The sequence below is a fragment of the Cellulomonas humilata genome, assembly GCF_013359775.1.
GTDB lineage: Bacteria > Actinomycetota > Actinomycetes > Actinomycetales > Cellulomonadaceae > Cellulomonas > Cellulomonas humilata.
Window position 1 is genome coordinate 306,211 of sequence record NZ_JABMCI010000066.1, and the last position, 17,258, is coordinate 323,468.

General features: G+C 70.4%; 14 protein-coding genes, 1 tRNA gene and 1 pseudogene. 10 read left to right on the forward strand and 6 right to left on the reverse strand.

Translation table 11 applies throughout. The annotated features are described in order from the left end of the window. Positions 1–103: 103 nt before the first annotated feature. Positions 104–262 carry a DUF5679 domain-containing protein gene (locus tag HP550_RS13570; protein WP_175348182.1) on the reverse strand — a complete coding sequence of 53 codons (159 nt, stop codon included), beginning with the start codon at positions 260–262 and terminating at the stop codon, positions 104–106. Between the two features lie 194 nt (positions 263–456). Here HP550_RS13570 and HP550_RS13575 point away from each other — a divergent pair. Further along, positions 457–1,035 (forward strand): annotated as a pseudogene (locus tag HP550_RS13575) (SprT-like domain-containing protein); the annotation flags it as partial. A gap of 202 nt (positions 1,036–1,237) precedes the next feature. Here HP550_RS13575 and HP550_RS13580 read toward each other — a convergent pair. Next, complete coding sequence (locus HP550_RS13580) at positions 1,238–2,638, reverse strand: zinc-dependent metalloprotease (protein WP_343048169.1); 1,401 nt, start codon at positions 2,636–2,638, stop codon at positions 1,238–1,240. A gap of 149 nt (positions 2,639–2,787) precedes the next feature. Between HP550_RS13580 and HP550_RS13585 the strand changes: the two genes are divergently transcribed. Together HP550_RS13585 and HP550_RS13590 are read left to right on the forward strand one after the other, a co-directional pair. Next, positions 2,788–3,777, forward strand: coding sequence for an NAD-dependent epimerase/dehydratase family protein (locus HP550_RS13585; RefSeq protein ID WP_343048170.1), 990 nt, complete (start codon positions 2,788–2,790; stop codon positions 3,775–3,777). A 23-nt stretch (positions 3,778–3,800) separates the two neighbouring features. Continuing rightward, positions 3,801–4,904, forward strand: coding sequence for a YlbL family protein (locus tag HP550_RS13590; RefSeq protein ID WP_343048171.1), 1,104 nt, complete (start codon positions 3,801–3,803; stop codon positions 4,902–4,904). Here HP550_RS13590 and HP550_RS13595 read toward each other — a convergent pair whose 3' ends face one another. Next, positions 4,905–5,450 carry a PPA1309 family protein gene (locus tag HP550_RS13595; protein ID WP_175348184.1) on the reverse strand — a complete coding sequence of 182 codons (546 nt, stop codon included), beginning with the start codon at positions 5,448–5,450 and terminating at the stop codon, positions 4,905–4,907. It lies immediately after the preceding gene. A gap of 135 nt (positions 5,451–5,585) precedes the next feature. Here HP550_RS13595 and HP550_RS13600 point away from each other — a divergent pair, with 135 nt between their 5' ends. After that, positions 5,586–8,573 carry a UPF0182 family protein gene (locus HP550_RS13600; RefSeq protein ID WP_175348185.1) on the forward strand — a complete coding sequence of 996 codons (2,988 nt, stop codon included), beginning with the start codon at positions 5,586–5,588 and terminating at the stop codon, positions 8,571–8,573. 91 nt (positions 8,574–8,664) lie between these two features. Further along, positions 8,665–8,738 (forward strand) — tRNA-Met (locus HP550_RS13605). A gap of 205 nt (positions 8,739–8,943) precedes the next feature. Here HP550_RS13605 and HP550_RS13610 read toward each other — a convergent pair. Continuing rightward, positions 8,944–9,204 carry a hypothetical protein gene (locus tag HP550_RS13610; RefSeq protein ID WP_175348186.1) on the reverse strand — a complete coding sequence of 87 codons (261 nt, stop codon included), beginning with the start codon at positions 9,202–9,204 and terminating at the stop codon, positions 8,944–8,946. A gap of 535 nt (positions 9,205–9,739) precedes the next feature. On the opposite strand from HP550_RS13610, the gene HP550_RS23085 reads away from it, so the two are divergent. The 3 genes from HP550_RS23085 to HP550_RS13625 all read left to right on the forward strand — a co-directional run bounded on the left by HP550_RS23085 (position 9,740) and on the right by HP550_RS13625 (position 13,064). Next, complete coding sequence (locus HP550_RS23085; RefSeq protein WP_175348187.1) at positions 9,740–9,970, forward strand: thermonuclease family protein; 231 nt, start codon at positions 9,740–9,742, stop codon at positions 9,968–9,970. After that, positions 9,967–10,137: a thermonuclease family protein gene (locus HP550_RS22750; protein WP_175348188.1), complete on the forward strand. Its 171-nt coding sequence runs from the start codon at positions 9,967–9,969 to the stop codon at positions 10,135–10,137. Before HP550_RS23085 ends, HP550_RS22750 begins: the two co-directional genes overlap by 4 nt. Positions 10,138–10,262: 125 nt before the next feature. After that, positions 10,263–13,064 (forward strand): NACHT domain-containing protein, encoded by a 2,802-nt coding sequence (locus tag HP550_RS13625; RefSeq protein ID WP_175348189.1) that lies wholly within the window; start codon positions 10,263–10,265, stop codon positions 13,062–13,064. Between the two features lie 586 nt (positions 13,065–13,650). Here the strand turns inward: HP550_RS13625 and HP550_RS13630 are convergent. Beyond that, positions 13,651–15,000, reverse strand: coding sequence for a hypothetical protein (locus HP550_RS13630; RefSeq protein ID WP_175348190.1), 1,350 nt, complete (start codon positions 14,998–15,000; stop codon positions 13,651–13,653). 17 nt (positions 15,001–15,017) lie between these two features. Continuing rightward, positions 15,018–15,443, reverse strand: a complete 426-nt coding sequence (locus HP550_RS13635) for a hypothetical protein (protein ID WP_175348191.1) — start codon at positions 15,441–15,443, stop codon at positions 15,018–15,020. Positions 15,444–15,861: 418 nt separating this feature from the next. Between HP550_RS13635 and HP550_RS13640 the strand changes: the two genes are divergently transcribed. Together HP550_RS13640 and HP550_RS13645 are read left to right on the forward strand one after the other, a co-directional pair. Continuing rightward, positions 15,862–16,347: a hypothetical protein gene (locus HP550_RS13640; protein WP_175348192.1), complete on the forward strand. Its 486-nt coding sequence runs from the start codon at positions 15,862–15,864 to the stop codon at positions 16,345–16,347. A 20-nt stretch (positions 16,348–16,367) separates the two neighbouring features. Continuing rightward, positions 16,368–17,258, forward strand: an 891-nt coding sequence (locus HP550_RS13645) for a 4Fe-4S binding protein (protein ID WP_175348193.1), incomplete at its 3' end; no start/stop codon positions are given.

Genomic DNA, 17,258 nt, shown 5'->3' on the forward strand with positions numbered 1-17,258 from the left:
TCTGGCAGCGCCGCCGTCCGCCCCGCGGGCGTCGTCCACAGCCCCGGACATGCCGAAGGGCACCGTCCGACTCGGACGATGCCCTCGGGCGGGGTGGTGGTGCTCAGGCCTTGCCGAGGATGCGGTTGAGCTTGGTGCCGCAGACCGGACAGACGGCCTTGGCCATCCTGCGGCCCGACTCCGAGATCACGACGTCGCCCTCGGCCTCGCGCTTCTCCTTGCACTTCACGCAGTAGAACTCGCCTGCATACGTCTCAGCCATTGGGGCCCTCCCTCGGTGTCCGTGCACCGGACCGGGGAACCGCCGGCCGGCGGCTCGGACGTGCTGGTGCAACAACGCCCTCGCGACCTCCACGGTAGTGCTCCAGACGCCCACAGCCCGCGGAATCGTGCAGGACGCGCCGTGCGCCGACGGGTGAACCGGGGCCTGTGGGCCCTGCGCGCTAGCGTGCACCTGTGCAGCCCACGCAGGACCTGTCGCAGGTCGAGATCCGTCGCTCACGCAAGCGCGTGCGCACGGTGACGGCCTGGCGCGAGGGCGATCGGACCATCGTGGCCATCCCCGCCCGGTTCACGCGGGCGCAGGAGCGCGAGTGGGTACGGCGCATGCTCACCCGGCTGGCGGCGCAGGAGCGACGACGGCGACCGTCCGACGACGAGCTCATGTCCCGCGCCACGGAGCTGTCGAGCAAGTACCTCGGCGGTCGCGCGGCGCCGACGACCGTGCGGTGGTCGACCAACCAGGGTCGCCGCTGGGGCTCGTGCACGCCGTCCGACGGCACCATCCGGATCTCCGACCGAGTGCGCGGCATGCCGCGGTGGGTGCTCGACTACGTGCTGCTGCACGAGCTCGCGCACCTGCTGCACGCCGGGCACGGCCCGGAGTTCTGGGCGGAGCTCGACACCTACCCCCGGACGTTGCGCGCCCGAGGCTTCCTCGAGGGGTATGCGTACGCCGCCGAGCGAGGGGCGCAGGCGTCGCCGGGGGAGCCCGACGACGACGTGGACCGGCCGGCCGACGAGGTGGACGACGGCGGGGTCGACGAGCCGGAGGACGTCGTGTCCGACGAGGTCGACGTCGACGAGCTCACGGCCGATGCCGACGACGAGGCGCTCGGGCAGCTCGAGCTGGACTTCGACGACCCGGGAGCTCGCGAGACGCAGTGACCCTCGCGCCGGCGACCCCCGCGGGAGCGCTCGAGCCGCCGACCGACGGCCGTCGATCGGAGCGGTCAGGTCAGGCTTGCTTCCCCGCGTCGGGGTCCTCGCCGAGGATCTCCGCCAGCGCGCGGTCCACCTCGGCGGCGTCGTCGACCGCGGTCGCGCGGCGTGCCGCGTAGCCCGACGGGTCGTCGAGGTCCTCGGTGCCGGGCAGCAGGTCGGGGTGGTCCCACACCGCGTCGCGCGCCGTGGCGCCGTTGTCGCGGGTGATCTGCGCCCAGAGCGCGGCCGCGTCACGCAGTCGCCGGGGTCGCAGCTCGAGGCCGACCAGGTTGGCGAACGTCTGCTCGGCCGGCCCACCGGCGGCTCGGCGGCGGCGGATCATCTCGCGCAGGGCCATGGTGTGCGGCAGGTGGGGGAGCGCCGCGGTGGCGGTGACCTCGTCGACCCACCCCTCGACGAGCGCCAGGGCAGTCTCCAGCCGCTCGAGCGCGGCCTTCTGCGCGGGTGTCGTGTGCGGCGCGAAGACGCCACCGGAGAGGGCCTGCTGGAGCGCGGCCGTGTCGGTGACGTCGATCGAGCGGACCGCCTCCTCCAGCTGGTCGGCGTCGATCGTGATGCCGCGCGCGTACGCCTCGACGGTCGCGAGCAGGTGCGAGCGCAACCACGGCACGTGGGTGAACAGCCGGGTGGCGGCCGCCTCGCGCAGGGCGAGGAACAGTCGGACCTCCTCCGCGGGGGCGTCGAGACCCTCGGCGAACGCGTCGACGTTGGCGGCGACGAGCGCCGGGGCGGGCTTGTCCAGCAGGGGGAGCCCGATGTCGGTGGTGCCGAACACCTCGTGCGCGAGGGTGCCCGCGGCCTGACCCACCTGCATGCCGAAGACCGCGGAGCCCAGCTGGCGGAGCAGCTGCGCCGGCTCGATGCCGCCGGGCAGCGCGAGCCCGCCGTCCGACCCCTCGGGCAGGGCGCCGCCGAGCGCGCCGACGAGGGCGACCGACAGCGAGGACGCGACCGGTTCGGTCAGCGTGCGCCACGTCGGCAGGGTCGCCTCGACCCACTCGGCGCGGCTCCAGGCGCGGGGCGTGCCGGTGGACGGCGGCAGGTCGGTGGCGGCGTCGAGCCAGAGCTCGGCGACCGCGAGCGCGTCGATCACCTGTCGCGTCTGCCCGGGGCTCAGGGCAGGGTCGCCGCCCGCGGCGGCCTGCTGGCGCGCGAGGTCGTGGGCCATCTGCCAGTTGACGGGGTCGTCGCCCGAGGCGGCGAGCAGCGCCTGGACCTGCGCGAACACCTGCTGGAGCGCGGCAGGGTCGTCCGGCAGGCCCGATGCGGCGGCCATCGCGCCAGGGTCGAAGCCGCGCTCCTGGAGCTCGCGGATGGCGTCGTCGGCACCCTCGCCCAGCATGGCGCGCATGACCTGCTCCCAGGCGGGCACGCCACCATCGGCTCCGGGGACAGCGGAGTTGTCGGGGCTCACATGGACCTCCTGCGACGATAGGGCCGGCTGCGAACCACGGTAACCACGCAGCACAGGAACGAGGGATGGTGGCCGGGCAAATTCGCTCAGGGCGCAGCGCGCGACCGGGCGCCGCAGCAGTCGCGCCCGGGACCCCCGACGAGGTCGTCGTGATCGGGCGTGGACCGATCGCGACCTCGGTCGCGTCCGCGTGGGACGGGAACGTGCGCACCCTCGACGAGGTCCCGGAGCAGAACCCGCAGGACGCGCTGGCCGGAGCGACGGTCGTCGTGCTCGTGGCGCACTCGGGCGATCTCGTCGCCGCGGTGGTCAAGGGCCGCCGCGAGCGGGAGGCGGCGGTCGTCGCGCACACCCAGCGCGTCCTCGGTGCCGCGCGCGCGGTCGGTGCACGGCACGTCGTCGCCGTCGGGTCCGCGGTCGTGCACGGGGCCTGGACCGACCGCCCGCAGATCTACGACGCCGACCCGTTGCCCCGCACGGACGACGCCGCGCGGGACGGGCTGGTGGGTGACCTGCTCGCCGTCGAGGCCGTGCTGGAGCGCGGGGGTCGCCGTCGGTCGCCCCTCGTCACGGTGCTGCGGCCGGCCGCGGTCGTCGGCCCGGGCGTCGACACCTTCGTCACCCGGCACTTCGAGGCACCGCGACTGCTCACGGTGCGCGGCGCCGTCCGCCCGTGGCAGTTCGTGCACGTCGACGACCTGGCCGCCGCCGTGCGGTTCGCCGTGGACCACGCGCTCGCGGGCGTGCTCACCGTGGGTGCGCCGGACGTGCTCGATCCCGCGCAGGTCGAGGCCGCCTCGGGGATGCGTCGCGTGGAGCTGGCGGCGGCCACCGCGTTCGGCACCGCCGAGCGGCTGCACCGCGTCGGCGTGCTGCCGGCGCCCGCGTCGGAGCTCGCCTTCGTCGTCTACCCGTGGACCGTCGCGACGGACCGGCTGCGCGCGGCCGGGTGGGAGCCGCGCTGGTCCAGCGCCGCCTGCCTCGACGTGCTGCTCGAGGGGGTCCAGGGCCGGGTCGCCGTCGCCGGACGCCGGGTGGGCACGCGGGACGCCGCCACGCTCGGTGCGGCGGGGGCCGCGGTCGCGCTCATCGGCACCGCGGCGGTGTGGCGTCAGGCGCGGGCGCGTCGCCGGGGGTGAGTGCGACGGGGGATGATGTGGGCGTGCTCGACCAGCCCACCTCCCCGTTCGACGTCGACGCGCCCCTGGGCGAGCCCGAACGCGTCAGCCTTCGCTCGATCACGCTCTCGGCCGGCATGCTGGTCACCGCGCTGCTGCTCGGTGTGCTCGTCCTCCTGCCGGTGCCGTACGCGATCAGCAGCCCGGGTCCCACCCGGGACGTGCTCGGTACGCACGACGACACGCCGCTGATCCAGATCGAGGGCGCCGAGACGTTCGACTCCACGGGCGAGCTGCGCCTGACCACCGTGTCCGGCACGGGCGGTCCCGGCTTCCCGTCGAGCGCGGTCGGCGTGATCCAGGGCTGGCTGTCGCGCTGGGCGGTGGTCCAGCCCGTCGAGCTGCTGTACCCGCCGGACCGCACCCAGGACGAGATCGACGAGTCCAACACCGCCGAGATGGTCTCCTCGCAGGAGAACGCCGCGGTCGCTGCGCTCACCGAGCTGGGGTACGAGGTGCCGGCGACGCTCGTGGTGGCAGGTGCCGTCGAGGGGACCGACGCGGAGGGAAAGGTCGAGGAGGCGGACGTCATCGTCGCGCTGGACGGCGTCGCCGTGCCGAACTACCAGGGCCTGATCGCCCAGCTGGACGAGGTCGAGCCGGGGGAGACCGTGACCTTGACCGTGCGTCGGCACGGGCAGGCGGTCGACGTCCCGATCGTCACCGGGAAGAAGGCCGACGGGCGCGCCCAGATCGGGGTGTTCATCGACCCGTCGTTCGACATGCCGGTGGACGTCACCATCGACATCGACGACATCGGCGGCCCGAGCGCGGGGACCATGTTCGCGCTGGGGATCATCGACAAGCTGACTCCGGAGGACGAGGCGAACGGCCAGGACATCGCAGGGACCGGCACCATCGACGTCACCGGCGAGGTCGGGCCCATCGGCGGCATCCGCCAGAAGCTGGCCGGAGCGACGCGCGACGGGGCCACCTGGTTCCTGGCGCCGGCGGCGAACTGCGACGAGGTCGTCGGTCACGTGCCGGACGGGCTGCGGGTGGTGCGCATCGAGACGCTGCACGACGCCCGCGAGGCGATCACCGCGATCGGTGCGGGCACGGCCGAGGACCTGCCCACCTGCCGCTAGTCAGTCGAGCGTCGAGCGCACCGCGGCGACCAGGCCCGGCACCAGGTCCGGACCCTGCCCGACCTGCTCGGCGGTGTCGTTGGCCCGGCTGCGGACGGCGCACCACGACGGTCCGTCCCGCAGCGCCCCGACGACGAGCCGCACGTCCTGCCGCTCAGGGTGGGCCAGCAGGTACTCCAGCGCGGCGTCCGTGTCCTGCGGCATCGCCTCCTCGGCGGCCGGCGGCAGGACGACGCGCTCGATGGTGACCGCCATCCCGTCCACGGTCGACGGCCACGACAGGCCGGCGAGCAGGGTCTCCAGGTCCGGCGCGGCGGGCAGCTCCTCCTGCTCGACGGACGTGAGGTGGGCCGGGTCGGACGTCGCCGCGGCGAGGACCTCGGGGTCCAGCTGGGCGGCGAGGCCGGGCTCCGTCTCGAGCATCGCCTGCGTGCGGACGAGCGCGAAGACGCGCACGGGGCCGTCCCAGCCGGCCTCGGCCACGTGCTGCTCGATCTCGCGGACGGATCCGGCCAGTGCGGCCAGGGCAGGGGTGGGTTCACTCACGGGCTCATGGTCGCATTCCTGTGGGAACCTGTGCCTCGACCGGCACGTTCAGCGTGCGAGTGGTGTGCGTCCTGCGCGTGCTCCGCTCCCGCTACCTGTCAGCACCCTGTTACCGACGACGAGGACCGCCACGCCGTGACATTCGGAAGCCCGCCGCCGCCCCGCACCAGCCCGCCCCGCGCGCGCCGGCGCGGAGCGCTCGCACCCACGCTGGTCGTTCTCGGCGTCCTCGTCGTCCTCGTCCTGCTCCTGGCCCAGGTCTGGACGGAGGTGCTCTGGTACCGCCAGCTCGGTTTCGGCGGCGTCATCGCCACCGAGTGGGGCACGCGCGCCGTCCTGTTCGCCCTCGGCTTCCTCGTCATGGGCGGGGCGGTGTTCTGGAGCCTGAACTTCGGCTACCGGTCGCGCCCCGTGTACGCGCCCTCGACGCAGGAGCAGGCGAACCTCGACCAGTACCGCGAGGCCATCGAGCCGCTGCGCCGCCTGGTGATGATCGTCGGCCCCGCGGTGCTCGGCCTGTTCGCCGGCGCTGCCGCGTCCCAGCAGTGGCAGACCATCCAGCTGTGGATGCACGGGGGGACCGTCGGCAAGACCGACGCCCAGTACGGCATCGACCTGGGCTTCTACCTGTTCACCCTGCCCGGTCTGCGGTTCGTCGTCTCGTTCCTCATGGCCGTGACGGTCCTCGCCGGTATCGGCGCCGTGGCCACCCAGTACCTGTACGGCGGCCTGCGCGTGGGCGGCCCCAGCGGTGGCGCACCGCGCACCACCCGCGCCGCCCGCATCCAGCTGACGAGCATCGCGGCGGTGCTCATGCTGCTCATCGCCGCGAGCTACTGGCTGGACCGGTACTCGATCCTGATGAAGTCGGGGCAGAAGTTCGTCGGCGCCTCGTTCACGGACGTGCACGCGGTGATCCCGTCGAAGGCGATCCTCGCCGGTATCGCGATCTTCGTCGCCGTGATGTTCATCGTCACCGCGATCCGCGGCAACTGGCGGCTGCCCGCCATCGGCGTCGGCCTGATGATCGTCGCCGCGATCGCCGTCGGCGGGATCTACCCCGCCGTCGTGCAGCGGTTCCAGGTGCAGCCGAACCAGCAGGACGCCGAGGCCGAGTACATCCAGCGCAACATCGAGGCCACGCTCGACGCGTACGGCCTCGACGACGTCAAGACGACCGAGTACAACGCGGAGGTCACGGCCGAGGCCGGTGCGCTGCGCGAGGACGCCGACACCACGGCGTCGATCCGCCTGCTGGACCCGCAGATCGTCAGCCCGTCGTTCAAGCAGCTCGAGCAGATCCGCGCGTTCTACGACTTCCCCGACTCGCTGTCGGTGGACCGGTACGAGATCGACGGCGAGAGCCGGGACACCGTCATCGCGGTGCGCGAGCTGTCGCTCGAGGGCCTGGACGCGCAGCAGCGCAACTGGACCAACGACACGACGGTCTACACGCACGGGTTCGGCGTCGTCGCCGCCTACGGCAACACGACCGCCGGGCGGGGCGCGCCGGCGTTCTGGGAGCAGGGCATCCCCTCGACGGGCCAGATGGGCGAGTACGAGCCGCGCATCTACTTCAGCCCCAAGGCGCCGACGTACTCGATCGTGGGAGCCCCCGAGGGCGCGCGGCCGTGGGAGCTGGACTACCCGTCCGACGGCGGCACCGGCGCGGAGAACAGCACGTTCCCGACGCAGGACGTCTCCGCCGGGCCGTCGATCGCCAACCCGTTCACCAAGCTGCTCTACGCGCTGAAGTTCGGCTCCGAGCAGATCGTGTTCTCGGACCGCGTGACCAGCGACTCGCAGATCCTCTACGACCGCGACCCGCGTGACCGCGTCCAGAAGGTCGCTCCCTACCTGACGCTCGACGGACGCGTGTACCCCGCGGTCGTGGACGGCAAGGTCAAGTGGATCGTCGACGGCTACACGACGACGGACCAGTACCCGTACGCGGCGTCGCGATCCCTCGACGACGCGACGACGGACTCGTTGACGGAGACCTCCGAGACGGTGCAGGCGCTCCAGCCGAAGACCGTCAGCTACATCCGGAACTCCGTGAAGGCCACCGTCGACGCCTACGACGGGTCGGTCACCCTGTACGCCTGGGACATCGAGGACCCGATCCTCAAGGCCTGGGACAAGGTGTTCCCGTCGACGCTGGAGCCGCTCTCGTCCATCGACGGCGCGCTCATGAGCCACCTGCGCTACCCCGAGGACCTGTTCAAGGTCCAGCGCAACCTGCTCGCCCGGTACCACGTGACCGATGCCGGTCAGTTCTTCTCCGGCAACGACTTCTGGGCCAACCCGAACGACCCGACCAGCAGCGTGGCCGTGCCGCAGCCGCCGTACTACCTGACGCTGCGGATGCCCGACCAGGACGAGGCCCGCTTCTCGCTCATGTCGTCGTTCATCCCCACGGGCAACAACGCCCGCAACGTGCTGACCGGCTACCTCGCGGTCGACGCGGAGGCCGGCAACGAGGACGGGAAACCGTCGGCGGACTACGGCACGCTCCGGCTGCTCGAGCTGCCACGGGACTCGACCGTGCCCGGTCCGGGCCAGGTGAACAACAACTTCGTCGCCGACCCGGACGTGTCCAACGAGCTCAACATCCTCGGGCGCGGCGACTCCCAGGTGGTCCGCGGCAACCTGCTCACCCTGCCCATGGGCGGCGGTCTGCTCTACGTCCAGCCGGTCTACGTCCAGGCCCGGTCCGGCACCACGTTCCCGCTGCTCCAGCGGGTGCTCGTCGCGTTCGGTGACGACATCGGGTTCGCGGACACGCTCGACGGCGCCCTCGACCAGGTGTTCGGCGGCGACTCGGGTGCCGACGCCGGCGACGCGGGGACAGATCCCGACACGGGCACGCCGCCGACCGACGAACCGACGACGGATCCGACGGCGGAACCGACGGCTCCGCCGACCGACCCCGGGACGGGGACCGGCACGGACGCGACCGCCCGTGCCGACCTCGACCGCGCGCTCCAGCAGGCCTCCGAGGCCATCTCCGACAGCCAGTCGGCCCTGTCGCGCAACGACTTCGCGGCCTACGGCGAGGCGCAGCAGCGACTCGACGACGCGGTGCGGGCCGCCCTCGACGCCGAGGCGCGACTGGGCGAGTGACGTGGTCCGGCCGGTGGTGACGCACGCCACCACCGGCCGGGCGCCCACGATTAGGCGGCCCCTCAGGCGTGGGGTAAGTTGTACTCACCGACGCGGGGTGGAGCAGCTCGGTAGCTCGCTGGGCTCATAACCCAGAGGTCGCAGGTTCAAATCCTGCCCCCGCTACAAATGAAGTTGCAGGTCAGAGGCCCTTTCGCTCAGCAGAGCGAGAGGGCCTCTCTTGTTGATGTGGGCAGAATGTGGGCAGGAACTGCCCCTGAACGTCCGTGGACTTGGTGGGACGAGCCCGTACATCACCTCTGGCCGTGCGTGGTGCACGGTGCGGTGAAGGCGGCTGTAGCAGCGCGGCGCTCCACCTGGCTCTGCGGATTCAGTTGTCGCGTGTGGCCGGGTCTACGGCTTCGGCGCTGTGGTGGAGCCGCGTCCCGGGCGCAACCCCCGCCTCCTCCAGCCGCCAGATGAGCACACCAACGCTGCGCTGCACCTCGCGCCATTGCGATTCGGGGTGCGTCTGGCCGCCGTCACGTGCACGGTGCGCGTCGAAGGACGTCAGGTAGGCCTTCAACCCTGCCCGTAGCAGCATCAGCTCGCGGCTGGTGAGCGTCATTGTGTGCTGGGCGTCGTTGTCCACGCGATCTCCTCGGGTTGCCCCGCGATAGCCGGGACGTCGATGGTAGGTGCCGCCTCGCACGGTTGGAGATAGAGGCCAGAGGGCTTTGGCACCTGGTACGGAGCACCCTCAGGAGGCGTGGAGTCGGCGGACTTCATCGAACTTTGATGCGACGACAACGAGGGATGGCTGCCGGTCAGGCGAGGCTTGTCCGGCGGGCGTGCCTACCGCGCGCGTTACGTGCCCCGCCCGGGGCCCCCGACCTGGGCGGGGCACCGGCACGTCGAGAGACAAGAACAGAGAGTTATCTTCCGCCGAGTCGTCCTGTGATGGGCTGGCTAGGGGTGGTGACCTGATCGTCTGCGGTGCGCGGCGGCGGGCACCGACTCGATGTGACGAGGGCGCTCGTAGCGTCGATTGGCGTCGTCGCGCCTTCGATGGCTCGAGGCTCGATGCGACTGAAGGCGAAAGCAGCGACGCCACCAGTGCGGCCATCAAGCGGCCTGAGAGCTCGGAAGGGCCATACGAGGTCGACCGTGTTGTCGACGGTGACACGGTGCGCGTCCTCGTCGACGGGTCCAGCAGATCCGTTCGTCTGGTCGGGATCGATACTCCGGAGACGAAGGACCCGCGCAAGCCGGTGCAGTGCTTCGGTGATCAGGCGTCGGCGCGCGCGCACGAGCTGCTGGACGACCAGCGGGTGTGGCTGGAGTTCGATCCGACGCAAGGACGCGAAGTCCGCTACGGCCGGCTGCTGGCGTACGTCTGTTCGGCGATTCGACGATGATGAACGAGGTGATGGTGCGCGAAGGACTCGCTCACGAGTACACCTACGACTCGGCCTACGAGTACCAAGGTCTGTACGTCGCGGACGAGCACGCCGCCGATGCTGCGTCCGCAAGGCTTTGGTCGCCGGACGCGTACGCCGGCGACACGGAGCAGTCAGCGACGTAACGTGCTGCGGCCGGCTTCGACGCCCGTCTTCAGTCCTTGGGCGCGGCACCGCCGGCTGCGCGTTCCCACCCCAGTACGTTCGGGTTCGTGAACGTACTCGCGGCGCTCTCGATCAGGGGCACCCAGTGACTGACCAGCTCACCGAGATGAGCCCTCTCGCGTTCCAGCAGCTGGCCGCGGCGCTTGCGATCCGCTCGCTCGGCGCCAAGGTCCAGGCCTATGGGACGGGCCGGGACGGCGGCCGCGACTTCACCTCGCGAGGCATCCTGCAGTGGTCGGCCAATGACTACGCCCGTCAGGACTTCTGGGACGGCTATACGGTCTTCCAGGTCAAGAAGAAGGAGACGCTTGCCGCGACGCCTTCGGTGAATGCAACCTGGCTGATCAGGGAGATCCTGGCCGAGCTCGATACGTGGACGGACCCCGATGGCAGTCGTGGGGAGGCGCCCGACTACCTGGTGTTCGTGAGCAACGTGCCACTCACACCGGTTCCGGCGACCGGCGGTTTGGACTTGCTGCACGAGAAGGTCAGCGAGCACCTGCGAAGGCTGAAGGCCTCCGACAAGGAGGACCCCCCCGACAAGAAGGCGCGTGCTGCCCTTGCGCGCCGCATCCGCGCGTGGCACGTGTGGGACGGCAACCAAATGTGGTCGCTGCTGGACGCGTATCCCGAGATCAGGCGCGGGTACCGCGGCCTGCTCACGGCAGGAGACGTCCTGGCCACGCTCCGGACCGATTCCCTACCCGACACCGACCTGGAGGACGCGCTTCGTCGTCACGCGATGGGCCGGCTCATCGCAGACCGGTATATCTACTTCGACGAGGCCGGCGCGGACGTGGCCGACAAGACCCAGCTTCAAGACATCGTCATCGATCTGCCGGTTGTGGGCTCCGACCTCACGGCGGAGCGCATGATCCTTCGCCACGTAGTGGAGCACGGCGAGCGGAACCTTCGCGCGGGTGGGGCGCTGGTGCCTGCCAGACGGCACATCGTCGTCGCGGCCGGCCCAGGCAACGGCAAGTCGACCGTGAGCCGGTTCCTCGCCCAGATCTACCGCACCGCGATGCTCGACAGCTCTAGCCTGGTGACGGCCCATGCCACCGTCGCCTCGGGCGTTCGCACGGCCTGCGGACGCCTCCGCGTGCCGATGCCGACCAACCGTCGATGGCCCCTCCGGATCGACCTCGCCGAGTACGCGGCGCGATACTCGGGCGAGAAGGAGTCAACGTTGCTGCGTTGGGTCGCAGAGAAGGTCAACGAGACCTCGGCCCTGGGTGACGTGAAGGCGCACCACATGGACTCCTGGCTTCGACGCTGGCCGTGGCTGCTGATCCTGGACGGACTCGACGAGGTCACCTCGGCCATCGTCCGTCGCCGCCTCGTGCAGGACATCGAGGCGTTCGTCGCGGACGCAGACGCTGCTGACGCCGACGTCCTGATGGTCGTCACCACGCGCCCGACGGGCTACGACGAGGCCATCGATCCGGAGTCATTCGAACGACTCAACCTGGCGCGGCTTTCGCCCTCGCAGGCGCTGGCCTACGGGTCCCTGGTTACGGGTGTCCGGCTCCGTGACGAGGCCGAACGTCTGCGGCTCGTCCTCGCCAGGCTGAAGGACGCGGTAGAGAACGAGACCCTTCGACTGCTAATGCAGACGCCGCTGCAGGTGCTGATCCTGACGTTCGTGCTGGAGTCGACGGCCAACTTGCCCACCGACCGCTACGGGTTATTCGACCACTACTACGACACCGTGTTCCGGCGAGAGACCAACAAGTCGAACGACCTGTCGCGACTGCTGCAGCAGCACAAGCCCCATGTCGAGGCACTCCACGAGCTCGTGGGCTTCGAGCTGCAGTGTCGAAGCGAGCGGGCCGACGGCGCAATGGCATCCATGACGCTTCCCGAGCTCGAGGGCCTTGTCCGACAGATCCTGCAGCCGGTGGGCTTCGACGTCGACGGAGACGACGCCACCGTAGTCCAGGGGATTCTCAACGCGGCCACGCTCCGGCTCGTGCTGCTGGCACCCCGCCCCGACGAAGGCATCGGTTTCGAACTGCGATCGCTGCAAGAACTCATGGCTGCTCGATACCTCACCTCGGCCAGCGACACGCTCCTGCCGGCCCTGCGCGTCGCGGCACCCAACCCGCACTGGCGCAACACCTGGATGTTCGCCGCGGGTCGCGTGTTCGCGGGCAGTGATGAGCGGCTGCGAACCGGCATGGTGGACCTCGTGGGGCAGCTGGACAAGGACGCATCGGGACGACTCGCGGAGATCTTGCCGATCGGTCCGACGCTCGCCCTGGACCTGGTCGACGATGGGCTGGCCCGGAGCTTTCCGAACCACCAAGAAGCGCTCCTGAGACAGGGAATGGGCAGCTTGGGCGAGCCGCGGCCTGACGCGCTGGGCATCGCGCGGGCGCTGGTGAGGGCAGCCGACGAGTCGCACCGGCTGCGCGTCATCGTCGCGAACGGGCTCCGCTCGGCGCTAAGCGCCTCCGAGCCGACGGCCAGCTCAGCCGCCGAGGTATGCCAATGCATCGGGCCAGCGGTCGCTGAACTCGGACTCGCCGATGATCTTCGGGGGCTCGCCACGGTCCAGGCCGACCAGGTCGGGCGTAGCGCTGCGACGTTTCCCGAGCGAGGCGACCTTGAGCTCGAGGCAGCGAGCCTCGCAGGTCCGGCCCACGAGAGCCGGCTTCGAGCAGCCGCCAAGGAGCTCCTCGACATGAGCGACCGGCAACACCCCGAGGCGTTCGCAGCGGTGTACGAGGTCTTGAGCGACCTCGAGACCGCCATCGCCCTCGAGTTGGCACTGGAGACCGTGGGCGACTCCGACCTCATCGCCGAGATCCGCGACCATGTCCTTCCCCGGATCCTGCGAAGCCCTGTCGGTAGTGAACTCCGGCGGTTGCTCCAGGGCGCTTAGCCCGAGCGGGTGCGTCGGCGGTGCTGGCTGACGCAGATCCGGAACCCGACCGTCACCACCACGCGACGTCGCCGAATGCCCGCTCGGCGGCGATTACCTGATGGTCCAGCCCATCACGGATGGCGCCGATCGGTGCGCGTCGTCGCTCGATCGTGCGGTCCACCATGCCCACACCCACGGTCCCAGGCCGACTGCGACGACGAGTGCGGGCAGAGCGAGGAGGCCCGCGCGCCCGACCATCGTCTTCTCGTAGGTGTCGATGGGCTGCACCATGGCAGACACCTTGTGCTGCTCTGCGAAGGTGACGAGTCGGGTACGCATCGTGCTTCCGCCGACCGCCGTTACGTCGTACCCGATCGGTCCTCCCACGGCTTTTCGCGATGCCCGGGGCGCCGACCGGAACGAAGACGCCCGGCGGCCGAGTCGAGCCGTGGAATCTTGCCTGGGTCGCGGCGTCATCCGCGGTGATCTTCTGCGGAGCGATGGGCATGGTGATCGACCCGCCGGGTCCGTTGATCGTGATCTCGGTGGGCAAGTTAGCCAGCGCCCACCACGTGAAGGCCGGTGAAGGGCTGGGCCGTTGCGGTCAGCTCGTTTGCGCGCGGCCCATCACGAGCGTTTCGGGCGAGGGCCCGAACGTGGGGAGCGGCGGGGAAGACGCTTGGGCGTTGCTGATCCGTTCGGCCGCGTCGCGATAGTGCTCGAGAGTGCGCTGGTGCAGCGCCGGAGTTACCGAAACGCTCGTGCCACGCAGCTTCGCCGCCGCGTACTCCGGGAGGTCAGTGATCTGTTCTCCGGTCAGATTGGCGGCTCGGATGCGAACGTGCCCCGAGCTGGCGAGTCGGTCGTAGGTCATTGCGTTCCAGGCCCCGATCTGCGCCATCGTGTCGACCGCCCCGTTGAGCACTTCGCCTGTGGATCGGCTGGTGCGAGAGCGGCCAGCGGATTCCACGAGTGGCGCGATCTCCGCAAGGAGGTGCCGCGCGGCCGTCGTGTCAGTGCGGACTATCGAGTCACCCGGTCCGGGGGAGATGACGTCGTGGAGATCGCCAAGCACGCGCTGCCATGCTCTGGCGCGGACGATCTGCGGAACGCGCGCGAGTTCCGGGCTGTCCGCCACGTGACGCAGGTCGACGCCGTGGAAGGCGGCACAGTGCGCGTTGACGGCGAGCCCAATGCTGGCGAAGTCGTGCAGGGTCGCAAGGGAGTAGTCGGGATGCGTGAGGGACCCCCATGCCGATCTGCGCAATCTGGTGATCCGATCCGACAGCTCGGTGATCGGGTCGAAGAGGCGCACCGGTGGGTTCGCCAGCCCGATGTCGTCGAGCGGCCCGGCGCCCGTCCGATCCTTCGACCGGTGCACGGCCTGTGCCGCCCACGCCCTCGACTCCTCGAACGCCGGGAGCCAACGTCGCACGTTCGACCAGTGAGCGCCGGCTTGGCCCGCACGTAAGCCGAGTGTCTCGGAGCAGCTCAGCGCGGCTCCAGTCAGGTCGGCGACGCGGCCTAGCGCACGTCGTCGAGCGCCAAAGTCCCACACCACGGGGCCGTCGGGAGAGCGCGAGATCCCCTTGCCATCGGTATGGGTCGCCAGGAGGTCGATGGCTGCGCCGAGCGCCTTGGCGGCGTACGCCCACGGGTGGTCGATAGGCGTCGGTGTCGACGGCAGCCGGTGGTCCTTGTCCTCGAGGGTCGGGATGGACGTGACCATTCGTAGGGCGGCGTACTCGACGGGGTCAGTGCCGTCTCGCGCTGAGCTGGTGCCATAGATCGTGGAGACCCTCGCAGGGTCGACCAGGTGCCAGACGTGCCTCTCAATCGCGTCCAGCAGTCCATGGAAGGACGCCACCGCCAGGTGAGCCTCGGTGAGGTCGTTGTACGGATGTGCCTGCGTCTGAGCTGCCCCGTCATGGACGTGCCGCGCGGCCTGCTGCATGAGTGTTCCGTACGTGGTCACAACCGGAGCCCGGAAATCGTCGCGCGAGCGCTTTGCAGGCGATGCTCGACGCGCGTCAGGCACGAGAGCTCGGCGCTGTCGATCTGCCGTTCCGCGAGGACGTGGCTGACTTCAAGCGCGGTTCCGACCAGTCTCAGGACTACGCCGCACGCCGCATCTCGGTCCTCGCCCGGCCGCAGCGGACCGAGATCCGCCGCCGGTGCGCCCGCGCCCACATCGTCGTGCAGCCATTCCAGCTCATCGCGTGCCTCACGTAGGTCCATCGCGACGAAGGCGAGCTGGACACTCTCGGCGAACTGACCGACAAGGCTGAGCCGCAGCGCCGAGTGACCGGCGGTGTAGAGGAGCGACCACAGTCCCGCCCACGTTGCGGGCGTCCGTCCGAGCAGCGCACCCGCTGGTGCATCCCATCCCATGGACATCGTTCCTCCCGACATGTGCACTGGTCCGCTTCACTTCGCGAGCCTGCTGCGCCGCCGGGTGGCTCAACGTGCTCGGCACCCAGCTTGTTGACGACCGGTCACAAGCAGGTACGCGGGACGGTCTGCAAGACGCGGTCGGAGTCGCGCCCGACGTAAGCGTTCAGCCGGGTCCGCACCCCGAACCAGTCCGGCCTACTTGATGCGACTCCGACTGCGGCGTTCGCAGGCCGCGGCCGGGTCCGACGGTGGCGACGGTGGGCAGGCACGGCAACGACCCCCGGATCCCCGTGCGCGGGCAGCAGGCGGCCACCCCGTCGATGAAGTTTCGATGCAGGTTGCCCTCTAGGACCTACAGGTCCCAGGTGTGAGGCCCTCAGCACGTCGACAGTTCTGACGGAACCGTTCTCGAGGAGCTCGCATGCATCCCGCCCTTGTCCGACTGCCCGCCGTCGTGGCGCTCGCCGCGTCCCTGACCGCCTTCCCGGCTTTGGCCTTCGCGACGCCGCCCAGCGTCGGCGCCGTGCCCCAGGGCGCCAGTTCAAGCTCGGACCCCGGAGCGGAGCCTCACGACCCCGCGACACCGTCCACACACGACATGGAGGGCATGGAGGCCACAGACGACATGGAGGGCATGCCGGACATGGAGGGGATGGACCACGGTGGCGCGGACGTGGGGACCGGCGACGAGCCGGCCGGCGAGCACAGCGAGCACAACCCGAGCACTGAGGACGGCGGTGGCCACGCAGACGCGGCCCCGCCGACGTCCCGCCCGCGCGTGGCCGTGCTGTCGGCCTTCGCCGGCGTGAACGCGGTTGTGCTGGTCACCGCTGCGGTGCTCCGCCGCCGGGACGGCGATCGCCCCCGCCACCGGCCCCGCCCGGCCGCCACCCCCACCGCTGCCTGACCCTCGCGAAGGACACCCCGATGACCACGCTCACTCCGCCGCCACCCGAGCTCGACGTCGTCGACCCGGACGTCACGCCGGGCCCGGACCTGACCCCGCCGCCGGTGGGCCGCAACCTCATGACGATCCCGTGGATCGCCCGGTCGCTGCGGTCCGGCTGGTACCCGAAGATCTTCCAGATCCCGGTCGCTGCGGTCTTCGGACTGGTCGCCTACCAGCTGCTCGTCGGACCCGACGTGGCCCACGAGAACGCCGGCACCGCGTTGATGTGGGTGCTGTGGTGGCCGGTCATCCCGATCGTGTTCGTGCTGCTCGGCCGGTTCTGGTGCGCCGTGTGCCCGTTCGGGGCGATCTCGGACTTCGCGCAGAAGTGGGTCGGGGTCAACCGGCCTGTGCCGAACTTCCTGAAGAACTACGGCATCTGGATCATCGACGCCTCGTTCCTCGCCATCACGTGGGCCGACCACGTCTGGGGCGTCGTCGAGTCGCCGTGGGGATCCGGCGTGCTGCTCCTGCTGCTGACCACCGCCGTCATCGCCTCCGGGGCCCTTTTCCAGCGCCGCACGTTCTGCCGGTACCTGTGCTTCCTCGGCGGGCTGTCCGGCAACTACGCCCGCACCGGCATGGTCGAGCTGCGCGCCGACTCCGGGATCTGCAAGACGTGCAAGGCCAAGGCCGTCTGCTACAACGGCAACGACAAGGTCGCCGGCTGCCCGTTGTTCACGTTCCCCCGCACGATGGAGGACTCCGCGAACTGCAACCTGTGCGCGAACTGCATCAAGTCCTGCCCCAACGACGCGATCCAGGTGCGGCTGCGCAAGCCCACCAGCGAGCTGTGGTTCATCACCAAGCCCAAGATCGAGCAGTCGATGCTCGCCATGGCGATCATGGGCATCGTCCTGATCCAGAAC

Coding starts and splice junctions, on each gene's coding strand:
- HP550_RS13570 (WP_175348182.1), bottom strand. CDS start 262: ATGGCTGAGACGTATGCAGGCGAGTTCTACTGCGTGAAGTGCAAGGAG.
- HP550_RS22750 (WP_175348188.1), top strand. CDS start 9,967: ATGATGAACGAGGTGATGGTGCGCGAAGGACTCGCTCACGAGTACACC.
- HP550_RS13630 (WP_175348190.1), bottom strand. CDS start 15,000: ATGCAGCAGGCCGCGCGGCACGTCCATGACGGGGCAGCTCAGACGCAG.
- HP550_RS13635 (WP_175348191.1), bottom strand. CDS start 15,443: ATGTCCATGGGATGGGATGCACCAGCGGGTGCGCTGCTCGGACGGACG.
- HP550_RS13640 (WP_175348192.1), top strand. CDS start 15,862: ATGCATCCCGCCCTTGTCCGACTGCCCGCCGTCGTGGCGCTCGCCGCG.